Source organism: Pseudomonas sp. HR1 (assembly GCF_030175875.1).
Lineage (GTDB): Bacteria > Pseudomonadota > Gammaproteobacteria > Pseudomonadales > Pseudomonadaceae > Chryseomonas > Chryseomonas oryzihabitans.
In genome coordinates this window covers 1162445-1175356 of the sequence record NZ_JASNRF010000001.1, presented here as the reverse complement: position 1 = coordinate 1175356, position 12912 = coordinate 1162445, and the positions used below count along the sequence as shown (strand labels likewise).

Genomic DNA, 12912 nt, shown 5'->3' with positions numbered 1-12912 from the left:
CCCGAACGGTATTTCCGATGGGCATTCCGTTCAGCGAAGTGCTCCCATGTTCCAGTGGTTGAAAGACAATTCCCAGGTCCTCACACTCTTCGCCCAGTGCTGCACCCTGGGCGTCTGGGTCCTCTATGCGCAGCTCCTGCTCAACAACTACAAGCGCCAGCGTCAGCCGCGGCTGATCATCAACCGCGGCGCCGGCAAGGGCGTAGGCGCCCTCTGCCTGCTGTCCAACATGAGCGCCGAGCCGGTGTTCATCAACCAGCTCACGGTGATCCTCAAGACCAATCGCGAGACGCTCTACACGGATGTCACCGACATCCGCGAGAGTGGCCAGGATGACGTCGATCCCGATCTGGTGCTGGGCCAGGCTACCCACCAGGGACCGCTCAACACCGGCGACTTCACCCACATCGGCACCTTCCAGGGCCTGATTCGCCGCGCCGCCGAGTACAACGGCCTGACCCTGGAAGACCACCGGCCGCCCGAGGGCTGGGTGTTCGAGGGCCTGGAGATCCGCGCGGTGGCCTTCTACGGCTCGGACCACGACCCCATCGGCGTGCGCCGGCGCTTTCGCCTGGGCCAGCACGACGGCCACTACTGCGCGCTGATCGCCGAGGACTGGCAGACCCAGCAGCTGACCACGCGCCGCCAGCGGCGCATGGTGCAGGACGAGTGGATGGTCGAGCTGGAGCCCAAGGCTCAGCCAAAGAACCAGTAGCAGATCAGGATCGAGGCCGTGACCCCGGTGAATTCCGCCAGGAGGGCGCACCCCACCGCATGGCGGGCGCGCTGGATGCCCACCGCGCCGAAGTACACCGCCAGCACATAGAAGGTGGTCTCGGTACTGCCCTGGATGGTCGCCGCCACCAGCGCCGGAAAGCTGTCCACGCCGTGGGTCTGCATGGTCTCGATCAGCAGCGCGCGGGCGGCACTGCCGGAGAAGGGCTTGACCAGGGCGGTGGGCAGCGCCTCGACGAAGCGGGTGTCCCAGCCAAGGAAGGTCACCGCATGGCGGATGCCTTCGAGAACGGCCTCCAGGGCGCCGGAAGCGCGCAGCACCCCCACCGCGCAGAGCATGGCGACCAGATAGGGCAGCAGCGACTTGGCGACGTCGAAGCCTTCCTTGGCGCCTTCGACGAAGGCTTCGTAGACCGGCACCTTGCGCAGGGCGCCAAGGATCATGAACGCCAGGATGATGCCGAACAGGGTCAGGTTGCCGAGCAGCGACGACAACCCGGCCAGCGCCGTGGCGGTCAGGGTGAAGAGAAAGGCGACGAAGGCGCCGAAGGCCAGGGCGCCCCCGCCGATCCAGGCCAGCACCACCGGATCCCAGAGTTTCAGCCGCTGCATGAAGGCCACCGAGAACAGCCCCACCAGGTTGGCGCAGGTGTGGGCCAGCAGGATCGGCAGGAACACCAGGGTCGGATCGGTGGCGCCCTGCTGGGCGCGGTACATGAACACCGTCACCGGCAACAGCGTCAACGAAGAGGCATTGAGCACCAGGAAGAGGATCTGCGCATTGCTCGCCGTGGTGCTACTGGGATTGAGCTCCTGCAGGGCGCGCATGGCCTTGAGGCCGATGGGCGTGGCGGCGTTGTCCAGGCCCAGGCCGTTGGCGGCGAAGTTGAGGGTGATCAGCCCCAGCGCCGGATGACCGCGCGGCACCTCGGGCATCAGCCGGGCGAACAGCGGTCCGAGCAGCCGCGCCAGGGCGTCCACCAGCCCGGCCTTTTCGGCGATGCGCAGGATGCCGAGCCAGAGGGTCAGGGTGCCGAACAGGAGCACCATGACCTCCACCGACAGCTTGGCCATGGCGAACAGACTCTCCACCATGGCGGCGAAGACCCCGGCGTTGCCGGCGACCAGCCATTGGCCGAAGGCGCTGATCCCGGCAACGATGAAGAAGCCCAGCCACAACCCGTTGAGCATCGCGGTTCTCCCGGCAAAACGGCGATGATAACCGCAGCGTCCGCTCCCTGCAGGGAAGCCGTTCAGTCTGTGGTCATCGCCGCCGGGTTATCCTCTGACCTTTCACGCAACCCGCTGGAGTCCGCCCATGCGTCTGTCCGTTCTCGCCCTGCCGCTGGTGCTCGCCGCCAGCCCGGTGTTCGCCTTCAACCTCAACGACGCCGTCAACGCCTACAACAGCGCCAATGGCAACAACAACGCCAAGGCCACCGCCGCCGCGGCGGCCACGCCCCAGGCCCAGGGCCTGCTGCAGGCGCTGACCAGCCAGCTCAACGTCACCCCGCAACAGGCGGTGGGCGGCACCGGCGCCCTGCTCGGCCTGGCCAAGAATCAGCTGGTGGGCAACGACTATCGCCAGCTGGCCAAGGCCGTGCCGGGACTGGACCAACTGGCCGGCGCCAATGCCACCGGCGGCCTGGCGCAACTGGGCGGCCTGGGCAGTCTGCTCGGCGGCGGTGGTCAGGACGCCAAGCAGAGTCCGCTGGGCAGCCTGCTGGGCAATGTCGACAGCCGCCAGGACGTCGACAAGACCTTCAACGCCCTGGGCATGAACAGCGGCATGACCAGCCAGTTCGCCCAGGTGATCCTCGGCTATCTCGGCAAGCAAGGGACCCAGCCCTCCCTGCTGAGCACCCTGGGCAATGTCTGGGGCCTCTGACGGCGCCCCGCGCTGGCTGACCCAGGCGGCGGCCGGCGCGGAGCCGGACCATGCCGAGGCGCCGTGGAGCTGGCTCTATGCCGACCGCGGCTCCCTCACCGAACGCCTGACCGCCCTCAGTGGCGGCCGCTTCGCCGTCGAGGTGATCGCCGAGGGCTGGCAAGCGCTGCGGCTGGACGAGTGCCAGGCGCTGGAGGTGCCGCCGGCCAGCCCTGGCTGGGTGCGCGAGGTCTGGCTGCGCGGTGCCGGCGAGGCCTGGGTCTTCGCCCGCAGCGTGGCGGCGCGCGAAGCCCTGGAAGCGGCGGATTTCGACCTGGCGGCGCTGGGCGAGCGCCCCCTCGGCCACTGGCTGTTCCAGGCACCGGCCTTTGTCCGCGGACCGCTGGAAGCCTGCCGCTATCCGCTCGCCTGGCTGCCCGCAGGAGCGGCCACCACGCCCTGCTGGGCCCGGCGCTCGGTGTTCCGGCGTGGTCCCCTGGCGATCCTGGTGGGCGAGGTCTTCCTGCCGGCCTTCTGGCCGCACGCGCGGCGCGAGAGCGGGTCGACTCATCACGACGGCAGCGGCGAAATCCCAGGGCCCCTATAATCGCCGGGCCCTTCGCCATGCAGCCGTCCGATGAAAAAGAACGCCTCCCGTCCCCGTGATCGCCGTCCCGCCGCGCCCCGCGGTCCCGAGCCCAGCGCCCGGGTGATCGCTACGCGCCCCCGCCGCGAGCGCATCCGCGACTTCGTCCAGCTGACCCGGCTGGACCGCCCCATCGGCATCTATCTGCTGCTCTGGCCCACCCTCTGGGCGCTGTGGATCGCCGCCGAGGGCGTGCCGAGTCTGAAGAATCTGCTGATCTTTGTGCTCGGCGTGGTGCTGATGAGATCGGCCGGCTGCGTGATCAACGACTTCGCCGACCGCAATTTCGACGGCCACGTCGCCCGCACCAAGAACCGCCCCCTGGCCACCGGGCGCATCTCGCCCAAGGAAGCCCTGCTGTTCTTTGCCGTGCTGGTGCTGCTCAGCTTCGGCCTGGTGCTCTGCACCAATGCCACCACCGTCTGGCTGTCCTTTGGCGCCCTGGGCGTGGCGGCGCTCTATCCCTTCATGAAGAGATACACCTACTACCCCCAGGCGGTGCTCGGCGCGGCCTTTTCCTGGGGCATGCCCATGGCCTTCACCGCCGAGACCGGCGAGTTGCCGGCGGCGGCCTGGCTGCTGTTCGTCGCCAATGTGATCTGGACGGTGGGCTACGACACCTACTACGCCATGGCCGACCGCGAAGACGATCTCAAGATCGGGGTGAAATCCACCGCCATCCTGTTCGGCGACGCCGACCGGGTGATCATCGCCACCCTGCAGGGCCTGACCCTGTTCTGCCTGGCGCTGGCCGGCGGCCGCTTCGGCCTGGGCCTGCCTTTCTACCTGGGCCTGGTGGTGGCGGCCGGCTGCTTCGCCTGGGAATTCCACGTCACCCGCGACCGTGATCCTCTGGTGTGCTTCAAGGCCTTCCTGCACAACCACTGGGCGGGGCTGGCGATCCTCGTCGGCATCATCGCCGATTACGGACTGCGCTGAGCCGGAGCGCCCGCGGCGGCATCGGCCACCACCTCCGGCAGCGCCTCGGGTTGCGTCGCCTGCACCGCACGGGCCTTCTTGGCCTTGGACGCCTTGCGGCTCTGCTGCCAAGCCACCGCCAGGCCGCTGGCGCAGATGATGAGGATGCCGATCAGCGCGCCGCTGTCCGGCACATGACCGAAGACGAAATAGCCGATGATGCCGGCGGTGACGATCTGGCCGTAGCTGAAGGGCGCCAGCAGCGCCGGTGGCGCATAGCGGAAGGCCTGGGTCAGCAGCAGGTGGCCGGACATGCCGAAGAGGCCGAGCAGGGCCAGCATGAAGCCGTGGGTCAGGGTCGGGATCTCCCAGAAGAAGGGCACCACGCTGCTCAGCACCAGGGTGTTGATGATGCCGGTAAGGAAGTTGCTGGTGGTGGGGCTGTCGATGCCGCTGAGCAGGCGGGTCAGCAGCTGGTAGAGACCGAAGCACACCGCCGAGCAGACCGGTAGCAGCACCGCCGGGGTGAACAGCTGGCCGCCCGGCCGCACGATGATCAGCACCCCGATGAAGCCGGCCAGCACCGCCGCCCACTGGCTGCGGGTCACGGTTTCCTTGAGCAGCGGCACCGACAGCGCCGTCACCATCAGCGGGGCGAGAAAGTTGACCGCCGTGGCCTCGGCCATCGGCAGGTAGCGCAGCCCGGTGGTGAAGAACAGGCTGCAACCGATCAGGCACAGCGCCCTGAGCACCTGCAGGCCGGGTCGCTTGGTGCGGATCACCGCCAGTCCCGAGCGCGGGATGAAGATGCCCATCATCAGCAGGGTGTGGGAGAGGTAGCGGGCCCAGACCACCATGACTACCGGATAGAAGCCGGACAGGTACTTGGAGAGGGCATCGTGGGAGGCGAACAGCCAGACCGCGAGGCAGATCAGGGCGATGCCCTTGAGCGGCTGGTCGGCGAATCTCAGAGTGGGTCCTGCTGGGGCGCTCATTGGACTCCCGTGGCGCTTGGAGCCTGTTCAAAGTCTGCTGCGCGTCGGCCAAACGTCGTTGAAAATGCCTTCGGAATGCTCATTTACCCTTTGTAAACTCCGCTTCCTCAGGCCTTTTCGCCTTGTTTGTCGCTAGCTCGCGAGACCTTGAACACGCTCTGACGGCGGTCCCTGACCGCCTGCGTGATCCGGCCGTCCTGCACGGCGGTCCGTCGGCGTGGGCACCGACTCGGGACATGGACCTCGACGATGGCGGAGTGTGCCGTCGAGCACCCATCCTGTCGCCCTCAGGACCGCAATACCGGGCGATATTTCAATAGCTTACTAACTATGACCCGGCGCGCGGCCCGGTCTCTTCCGAGCTTAGTCCAAGGGGCCCGCCGATCTCAATGCGCTTGGCCGACGACTTCGCTGACGGCCCGCACGAACGCCTCGTCCGCTTCCAGCGCCCCGGGGATCTGTTCGCGCAGATAGGCCACCCAGGTGCGGATCTTGGCATCCAGGTACTGCCGCGAGGCATAGAGGGCATAGGCATTGAGCCGCTGCAGGCGATAGGCCGGCAGCACCCGCACCAGGCTGCCGTCGCGCAGGCCGTCCACCGCCGAATAGAGCGGCAGCACGCCGATGCCCAGGCCCTGGCGCAGGGCCTCGGTCATGGCGTCGCCGACGTTGACCTGGAAGGGGGTCTCGCCGATGCGATAGGTCTCAGGGCCGTTGGGGCCCTCGAAGTGCCAGCGGTCGAAGGACACCACCGGACTGATGAATCTCAGGCAGGCGTGGTCGGCCAGCTCCGCCGGCGTCTGTGGCTGACCATGCTCCGCCAGGTAGGCGGGCGAGGCGCAGAGGATGCTGTAGGTGTGGCCGATCTGCTGGGAGACGAAGCCGGAATCGGGTAACTCGGCCGCCACCACGATGGCCAGGTCGAAACCCTCTTCGAGCAGATCGGGAATGCGGTTGGCCATGGTCAGGTCGAAGCGCACCTCGGGGTGCAGGGCGCGATAGCCGGCGATGGCGCGGATCACGTAGTGCTGACCGATGCCGGTCATGCTGTGCACCCGCAGCCGTCCCTCGGGGCGCGCCTGGGCGTGCCCGGCCTCGGCTTCGGCTTCCTCGACATAGGCGAGGATCTGCTCGCAGCGCGCCAGGTAGCGCTGGCCGGCCTCGGTCAGGGCGATGCGTCTCGTGGTCCGGTGCAGCAGGCGGGTGCGCAGATGGGTTTCCAGATGGGCCACCGCCCGGGAGACGTGGGCCGTGGTGGTCTGCAGCGTCTGGGCCGCCCCAGTGAAGCTGCCGCTCTCCACCACGGCGACGAAAACGCGCATGTTGTGCAGGGTGTCCATGCCGCCTCGACAGTCGGGAAAAGCGTCATTCTCCATATTATTTCAGTATGTGAAACAAAGATTCGCCGGTTCGCGCGCTAATCGGCCACCCTGGAATTTTATAGAATCGTTAGCAGCCTAATGGTAACGTCCGCTGACCGCTCGGTTCGCGGGCATCTCCTACCGGCGTCCTCTTCAGTTCCAGCTCATCTCGCCTACCGCGCTGCGCCCTCTCAGCCAGACGCCGGTATGGCCTTGTTGCCAACGGACCCCCACGTGTCGCCTTTCTCTAGCAGAGCCTGGCCTGCGCTCACGGTGGTCGCCCTCGCGACCCTGCTGGCCGGCTGTATCGGTACCGGTCACAACGCGCCCCAGGCGCAGCGTCTCGACGATCAGGCGCTGGCCACCGACGCCGCCATCCAGGCCGCCGCCGGCCAGGCCGCCTGGCCCGAGCGCCAGTGGTGGCGCGCCTATGGCGATCCCCAGCTGGATGCCTGGATCGGCAGTGCCCTGGCCGACAACCCGCGCCTGGCCACGGCCGCCGCCCGGGTGCGCCGCGCCGAGTCCCTGGCGGGCCTGGCCGAATCCCGGGAAGCCCTGCAGGTCGAGGGCAAGGGCGCCTTCAAGCGCTACAGCTGGCCCACCGACGGCTTCTATGGCCCGGGCGAGCTGGCCGATCGCACCACCTGGAACAACAATGCCGAACTGGGCCTGAGCTATGCCCTGGACTTCTGGGGCCGCGAGCGCGACGCCAGCGCCCAGGCTCTGGACCAGGCCCATCAGGCAGCCGCCGAGGTCCGCGCCGCCGAACTGGAGCTGACCGGCAACATCGTCCGCAGCTACATCGGCTTCGCCCTGCACCACGACCAGCGCGACATCCTCGCCGCCACCCTGGAGCAGCAGCGGCAACTGGCCGACCTGGCCCAGCGTCAGCTGGACGGTGGCCTCGGCACCCAGTTCGAGGTTAGCCAGGCGCGCGCCCTGCTGCCCGAGACCGAACGCCAGCTGGAAGCCCTGGACGAGACCCTGGCGCTGGATCGCAACCAGCTCGCCGCCCTGGCCGGCAAGGGCCCGGGTGCCGGCGCCCGCCTGCAGCGGCCGCGCCTGACCCTGGGCGCGGCGCCACGCCTGCCCAGCAGTCTGCCCCTGGAACTGGTCGGCAAGCGCCCCGACGTGGTGGCACGCCGCTGGCAGATCGCCGCCGCGGCCAAGGGCGTGGACGTCGCCCGCGCCAGCTTCTATCCCAACATCGACCTGGTGGCCAACGTCGGCCAGTTCCTGACCCTGGGCCGCCTCAGCGAGATGCTGACCCACGCCAAGACCGGCTCCTTCATCGGCCCGGCGTTCTCCCTGCCGATCTATGACGGCGGCGCCCTGCGCAGTCGTCTCGGCGCGGAATCGGCGGCCTACGACATGGCGGTCAGTGCCTATAACCAGACCCTGGTGGACGCCCTCAAGGACATCTCCGATGCGCTGATCAAGGCCGACTCGGCGGCCAGGCAGGCCACCCTCGCCGACCAGGCCAGCCAGGAAGCCCAGCGCACCTACGACATCGCCCGCGAGGCCTTTCGCCGCGGCCTGACCGACTACCTGCACGTGCTCGACGCCCAGACCCGGTTGTTCGCCCAGCAGCGGGTCACCGCCCAGGTGCATGCCCTGCGCCTGGCCGCCCAGGCCGCTGCCCTGGTCGCCCTCGGCGGCGGCGCGGACCTCGAACGCGGCCCGGGCGACCACGATCTGGTGCCGGCGCGCGTGGCCGTCGAGCGAGCCCCCCGGTGAGTGCCGGCACCACCGCCGGCGCGCCGCTGCGCCAGGCCCTCGGCGCCTGGGCGCGCAGCGACGGCAGCCTCTGGCTCTACCAGGCCAAGATGCTGCTCGCCGCCAGCCTGACCCTCTGGCTGGCCATGCGCCTGCAATTGCCGCACCCCAGTTCGGCGGTGATCACCGTGTTCATCGTCATGCAGCCGCAGAGCGGCCAGGTCCTGGCCAAGAGCTTCTACCGGGTCATGGGGACCCTGCTGGGACTGGCGGTGATGCTGGTGCTGATCGCCCTGTTCGCCCAGGAACGGGTGCCCTTCCTGATCTTTCTGGCGCTGTGGATCGGCCTCTGCGTGGCCGGCTCGGCGCGCTACCGGGACTTTCGCAGCTATGCCTGCATGCTGGCCGGCTATACCGCCGCGCTGATCGGCATCCCTGCCGCGCTCAATGCCGACACCGCCTTCATGTCGGCGGTGATGCGGGTGCTGGCCATCACCCTGGGCGTGCTCTGCAGCGGCGCGGTGAGTGCGGCGGTCTTTCCGCAGACCAGCGCCACGGCCATGCGCGCGACCCTCTATCGGCGCATGGGCGGCTTCGCCGGACTGGCCGCCGACGTCCTGCGCGGTCGGCTCGACCGGCCCACCCTGGAAGCCGCGGGCGTGCGCCTGGCCGCCGAAGCGGTGGGGCTGGAAAGCCTGCGCAGCGCCTCGGCCTTCGAAGACCCGCACATGCGCATGCGCAGCGGCCGCCTGGCCCGGCTGAACGCCGAATTCATGGGCCTGACCACCCGCCTGCATGCCCTCAGCCGCCTGCTGATGCGCCTGCGCGAACGCAACGCCCAGCTGCCACTGACGGCCCTCGAACGCCTCTGGGCGCCGCTGCTGGAACTGTTCGAGGAATGGCGCGGCCAGGCGCTCACCGACCGCGCGGCCCTGACGGCGGCGGCGCGTCTGGAACAGCTGCACCAGGGGCTGCGGCCGCGCATTCGTGCCCTGCGCGCCGAGTTGCCGCCCTTGAGCGAAACCGACCGGCGCGACTTCGAGACCGCCGTGGAGCTGCTCTTTCGCTTCACCGGCGAATGGCACGGCTATCTGCAGACCCACGCTTCCCTGGCCGCGCCGCGGCACAGTCGCGAGCAGTGGAAGCCGCGCTTCGTGGCCAAGGCCAATGCCCTGGGCGCGGCGGTCACGGGTATCCGCAGCGCCTTTCTGGTGCTGGTGCTGGGCGCCTTCTGGATCGCCAGTGCCTATCCCAGCGGCGGCATGCTGGCGCTCAACGCCGCAGCCGTCTCGGCGCTGGCCTCGGCCTCGCCGGATCCCAAGCGCACCGCGCTGCAGATGGCCGTCGGCGCCAGTGGCGGCGTGGTGCTGGGCTTCTTCCTGACCTTCTTCGTCTTTCCCTGGATCACCGGCCTGCCGCTGCTGCTGCTGACCCTGGCGCCAGTGTTCATGCTCGGCACCTGGATCTCCCTGCGCCCGGGCTGGATGGGCTATGGCCTGGGTTGCCTGGTGTTCTTCTGCTTCACCTCGATTCCCGACAATCCGCCGGTCTACGACGCCTACGCCTTCATCAACAACGGCATCGCCGTGGTCCTGTCGATGGTGATCACCGCGGCGGTCTCGGCGGTGCTGCTGCCGCCCAACAGCCCCTGGCTGTGGCGCCGGCTGGAACGGGACCTGCGCCAGCAGCTGGTACGGGCGGTGAGCGCGCCGCTGCCGCACCTGGCACCGGCCTTCGAGGGCCAGACCCGCGACCTGCTCAACCAGGCCTATGGCGTCAGCGCCGGGCGCGGCGCGGCGCAGCGGCGTCTGATCGGCTGGGCTTTCGCGGTGCTGGAGATCGGCCATGCGGTGATCGAGTTGCGCCAGCTGCAGGCGCGCCTGCCGAACGCGCCACGCTATGCCGAGGGCAGCGCCTGGCGCCAGGCCATCCGGGTGCTCGGACGCGCCCTGGTGCGTCTCTTCCTCAAGCCCGGCGCGGAACATCTGCGCCGAGCGCTGGTGGCGGTGGATGCGGCCCTGGCCGCCGTGACGGTCGTGACCGAACCGCCGGAACTGCCCTATGACGAGTCGCCGCTGCGCCAGGTGCAAAGCGATCTGCATTTCATCCGCAGCGCCCTGCTCGATCCCCAGGGGCCGCTGGCCCGCTATCTCGAGATCCCCCATGCCACGTGAAATCGCCTTCCACGGCCTCTACCTGCCCACCGTGACGGTGCTGTTCCTGGTCGCTGCCCTGCTCGCCTGGGCGCTGGACCGGGTGCTCGCCGCGGTCGGTCTCTATCACGTCGTCTGGCATCCGGCGCTGCTGCGCCTGGCCCTGTTCATCTGCCTCTACTGCGCCCTGGCGCTGTGCGTCTATCGCTAGGACTCCTGCCATGATCCTCAAGAAACTCTTCGGCGTGCTCTTTACCCTGCTGGTGGTCTGCCTGGCGCTGATCCTCGGTCGGCTGCTCTGGGTGCACTACATGAACGATCCCTGGACCCGCGACGGCCGAGTGCGCGCCGAGGTCATCACCATCGCGCCCGACGTGGCGGGCCTGGTGACCGAGATCGCCGTGCGCGACAACCAGTGGGTCAACAAGGGCGACCTGCTGCTGCAGATTGATCCGGAGCACTACGAGATCGCCGTGCATCAGGCCGAGGCTTCGGTCGCCGCGCGCAAGGCCACCCTGGCCATGCGTCAGCAGAACGCCCGCCGCCGCGCCGACATCGACAGCCTGGTGGTCTCTCGCGAGAACCGCGAAGACGCCAGCAGCGCGGCCCTGGCCGCCGAGGCCGATCTGCGCCAGGCCCAGGCCCAGCTGGAATCGGCGCGCCTCAACCTCAAGCGCACCCGGGTGCTGGCCCCCGTGGACGGCTACGTCACCAACCTCTCGGTGTTCAGGGGCGACTATGCCGCCGCGGGCGCGCCCAAGCTGGCCGTCATCGACGCCCATTCGTTCTGGGTCTATGGCTATTTCGAAGAGACCAAGCTGCCCCATGTGCGGGTGGGTGCGGCGGCGGAGATGCGCCTGATGAGCGGCCAGACGCTGCAAGGCCACGTGGAAAGCATCGCCCGCGGCATCTATGACCGGGACAACCCCCAGAGTCGTGAACTCACCGCCGATGTGAATCCCACCTTCAACTGGGTACGCCTGGCCCAGCGGGTGCCGGTGCGCATCGCCCTGGACCCGCTGCCTGAGGGCCTGCTGCTGGCGGCCGGCACCACCTGTACGGTGGTTCTGGAAGACGCTCGCGGCGAGCGTTCTTGGTGGGACGCCTTCTGGCAGGGTTGAGTCCTGCCGAACGTCCGACTTTTGCCTCTCCCAAACGACAACACCCCTGACGTCGGCGGGTTTCGCTAGAGACGAAACCGGTCGAATTCAGGGGTGTGGTCGTAACCAGCCCAGTCCGCCGCGAGTGCGAAAGTACTCCCTGTACTCTTGGAACCCTCCCCTACTGCAGAGCGTCCCGACCATGTGGCCCTTGCGTCTCGGATTAGGAGACGACTTAGAGGTTGTCCATTGAATCGGCTTAAAGCTGCAATCCGATGACAGAGCCTCAGCAGCCGGTCATCACGACCGGCTGCCTGTCTTGCTCACGGACCGAACGTCAGGGACGACGGCGACCCATGAAGAACGACACCACGAACAGCACCAGGAACAGCACGAACAGGATCTTGGCGATACTGGTGGCGGTACCGGCGATGCCACCGAAACCCAGGACGCCTGCGATGATCGCGATGATCAGGAAAGTGATAGCCCAGCTCAGCATGGTGTTTCTCCTATGTATTGCAAGTGCACTCAGCGGACGACAGCACCTGTCCAGCGAGCAGTGGTTTTATTAGCGAAATCCTGGGTATCCAGACTCGCCATCCGTGGTTCCACATCGGTCAGATCGAGATCCAGACCGTTGAGGTTGTGCGTCTGATTGAGCGCACGACCCATCATCAAAGCACTGAGCAACATCCCGAGTACGACCGCCGCTGCAGCGAACAACACAATCATCAGCAGCATCCACATCATGGTCATGACCTCAGAATACCCAGCGGGTCTGCTTCACCAGACGGTCACCGTTGGACTGTGCCGGGATGGCTTTGAGTTCCCCACGGCCTTGACTTGCCAGCGGCTTGGCTGCAGGCACCATGGCCTGGGCAGCAATGCGGGTGGATGCGATGAGTGCCTGTTCGCGGCTGACGTCCTGGCCCTGGGGGGCGGCGACGGCGGCGCTGGCGAAGCAAGCGAAGAGCGCAGTACCTACCAAGTGCTTGCGAAGGGTCTGGCTGATCATCGGGTATCTCCTGCAATCCGTTGGCCCTGAGGCCGGCTTGCCAAGGAGATTGCAGACTGCGTGCCAGCTTTTCGAAAACTATTTTTTCCTTTAAAAACAACAACTTATGATTTTTGGCAGAAGCGCCTGCACTTGCACCTTGCAAGGTGCAACGCCTGAACCATTGCGTTTTGCATGATGGCCAGGGGCTGATCTGGAGGCACCGGGCCAGTCCGCTCGACCGCGCGACGGGGAAAGGGAGCCCGAAACCTTCCATTGCCCACCAAAAAATCTGCTTTTTGCCACTTTCTCCCCGGCGGGTTGCGATCTGCACGATGCCCGTGACGGCCTGCCCGGATTGCCCGATGGTCCTGCGGATTGCAACTTGCACGATGTATGATGGACTAACTGCCAGCTCTGTCCTTTA

14 protein-coding genes are annotated in these 12912 nt (G+C 67.6%); 8 read left to right on the top strand and 6 right to left on the bottom strand.

All coding sequences use genetic code 11. The features are described 5' to 3' along the window. Positions 1–46: 46 nt before the first annotated feature. On the top strand, positions 47–715 hold the full coding sequence (locus QKY98_RS05340; RefSeq protein ID WP_007160217.1) for a hypothetical protein: 669 nt from the start codon (positions 47–49) through the stop codon (positions 713–715). Here the strand turns inward: QKY98_RS05340 and QKY98_RS05335 are convergent. After that, positions 697–1926 (bottom strand): spore maturation protein, encoded by a 1230-nt coding sequence (locus QKY98_RS05335; RefSeq protein ID WP_007160216.1) that lies wholly within the window; start codon positions 1924–1926, stop codon positions 697–699. The two genes, QKY98_RS05340 and QKY98_RS05335, sit on opposite strands and share 19 nt — an antisense overlap. 127 nt (positions 1927–2053) lie before the next feature. On the opposite strand from QKY98_RS05335, the gene QKY98_RS05330 reads away from it, so the two are divergent. From QKY98_RS05330 to ubiA, 3 genes are read left to right on the top strand one after another with little or no spacing between them, the layout of a single operon-like run. Further along, positions 2054–2623, top strand: a complete 570-nt coding sequence (locus QKY98_RS05330; RefSeq protein WP_027597285.1) for a DUF2780 domain-containing protein — start codon at positions 2054–2056, stop codon at positions 2621–2623. Beyond that, positions 2607–3209: a chorismate--pyruvate lyase family protein gene (locus QKY98_RS05325; protein ID WP_284670449.1), complete on the top strand. Its 603-nt coding sequence runs from the start codon at positions 2607–2609 to the stop codon at positions 3207–3209. Before QKY98_RS05330 ends, QKY98_RS05325 begins: the two co-directional genes overlap by 17 nt. A 30-nt stretch (positions 3210–3239) precedes the next feature. Beyond that, entirely contained in the window at positions 3240–4187 is a 948-nt protein-coding gene (ubiA, locus tag QKY98_RS05320) for a 4-hydroxybenzoate octaprenyltransferase (protein ID WP_037006596.1), read from the top strand. Here ubiA and QKY98_RS05315 read toward each other — a convergent pair. Next, entirely contained in the window at positions 4172–5161 is a 990-nt protein-coding gene (locus tag QKY98_RS05315; RefSeq protein ID WP_074583279.1) for a DMT family transporter, read from the bottom strand. The genes ubiA and QKY98_RS05315 overlap by 16 nt on opposite strands. Before the next feature lie 386 nt (positions 5162–5547). Then, positions 5548–6501, bottom strand: coding sequence for a LysR family transcriptional regulator (locus QKY98_RS05310; RefSeq protein WP_027597281.1), 954 nt, complete (start codon positions 6499–6501; stop codon positions 5548–5550). 255 nt (positions 6502–6756) lie between these two features. On the opposite strand from QKY98_RS05310, the gene QKY98_RS05305 reads away from it, so the two are divergent. From QKY98_RS05305 to QKY98_RS05290, 4 genes are read left to right on the top strand one after another with little or no spacing between them, the layout of a single operon-like run. Continuing rightward, entirely contained in the window at positions 6757–8259 is a 1503-nt protein-coding gene (locus QKY98_RS05305; protein ID WP_244898745.1) for an efflux transporter outer membrane subunit, read from the top strand. Further along, positions 8256–10412 carry an FUSC family protein gene (locus QKY98_RS05300; protein ID WP_284670448.1) on the top strand — a complete coding sequence of 719 codons (2157 nt, stop codon included), beginning with the start codon at positions 8256–8258 and terminating at the stop codon, positions 10410–10412. The genes QKY98_RS05305 and QKY98_RS05300 overlap by 4 nt, the downstream gene beginning before the upstream one ends. Continuing rightward, complete coding sequence (locus QKY98_RS05295) at positions 10402–10602, top strand: DUF1656 domain-containing protein (RefSeq protein WP_007160208.1); 201 nt, start codon at positions 10402–10404, stop codon at positions 10600–10602. The genes QKY98_RS05300 and QKY98_RS05295 overlap by 11 nt, the downstream gene beginning before the upstream one ends. A gap of 10 nt (positions 10603–10612) precedes the next feature. Continuing rightward, the gene (locus QKY98_RS05290) at positions 10613–11512 is read left to right on the top strand and encodes an efflux RND transporter periplasmic adaptor subunit (RefSeq protein WP_284670447.1); all 900 of its coding nucleotides are present in this window, start codon (positions 10613–10615) and stop codon (positions 11510–11512) included. A 316-nt stretch (positions 11513–11828) separates the two neighbouring features. Here the strand turns inward: QKY98_RS05290 and QKY98_RS05285 are convergent, their stop codons facing one another. The 3 genes from QKY98_RS05285 to QKY98_RS05275 are packed head-to-tail and all read right to left on the bottom strand — an operon-like array spanning position 11829 to position 12506. Continuing rightward, complete coding sequence (locus QKY98_RS05285) at positions 11829–11990, bottom strand: DUF1328 domain-containing protein (protein WP_007160206.1); 162 nt, start codon at positions 11988–11990, stop codon at positions 11829–11831. 29 nt (positions 11991–12019) lie between these two features. Continuing rightward, entirely contained in the window at positions 12020–12241 is a 222-nt protein-coding gene (locus tag QKY98_RS05280; protein WP_171991203.1) for a hypothetical protein, read from the bottom strand. A 10-nt stretch (positions 12242–12251) separates the two neighbouring features. Beyond that, positions 12252–12506 (bottom strand): hypothetical protein, encoded by a 255-nt coding sequence (locus QKY98_RS05275; RefSeq protein WP_007160204.1) that lies wholly within the window; start codon positions 12504–12506, stop codon positions 12252–12254. Between the last annotated feature and the right edge of the window lie 406 nt (positions 12507–12912).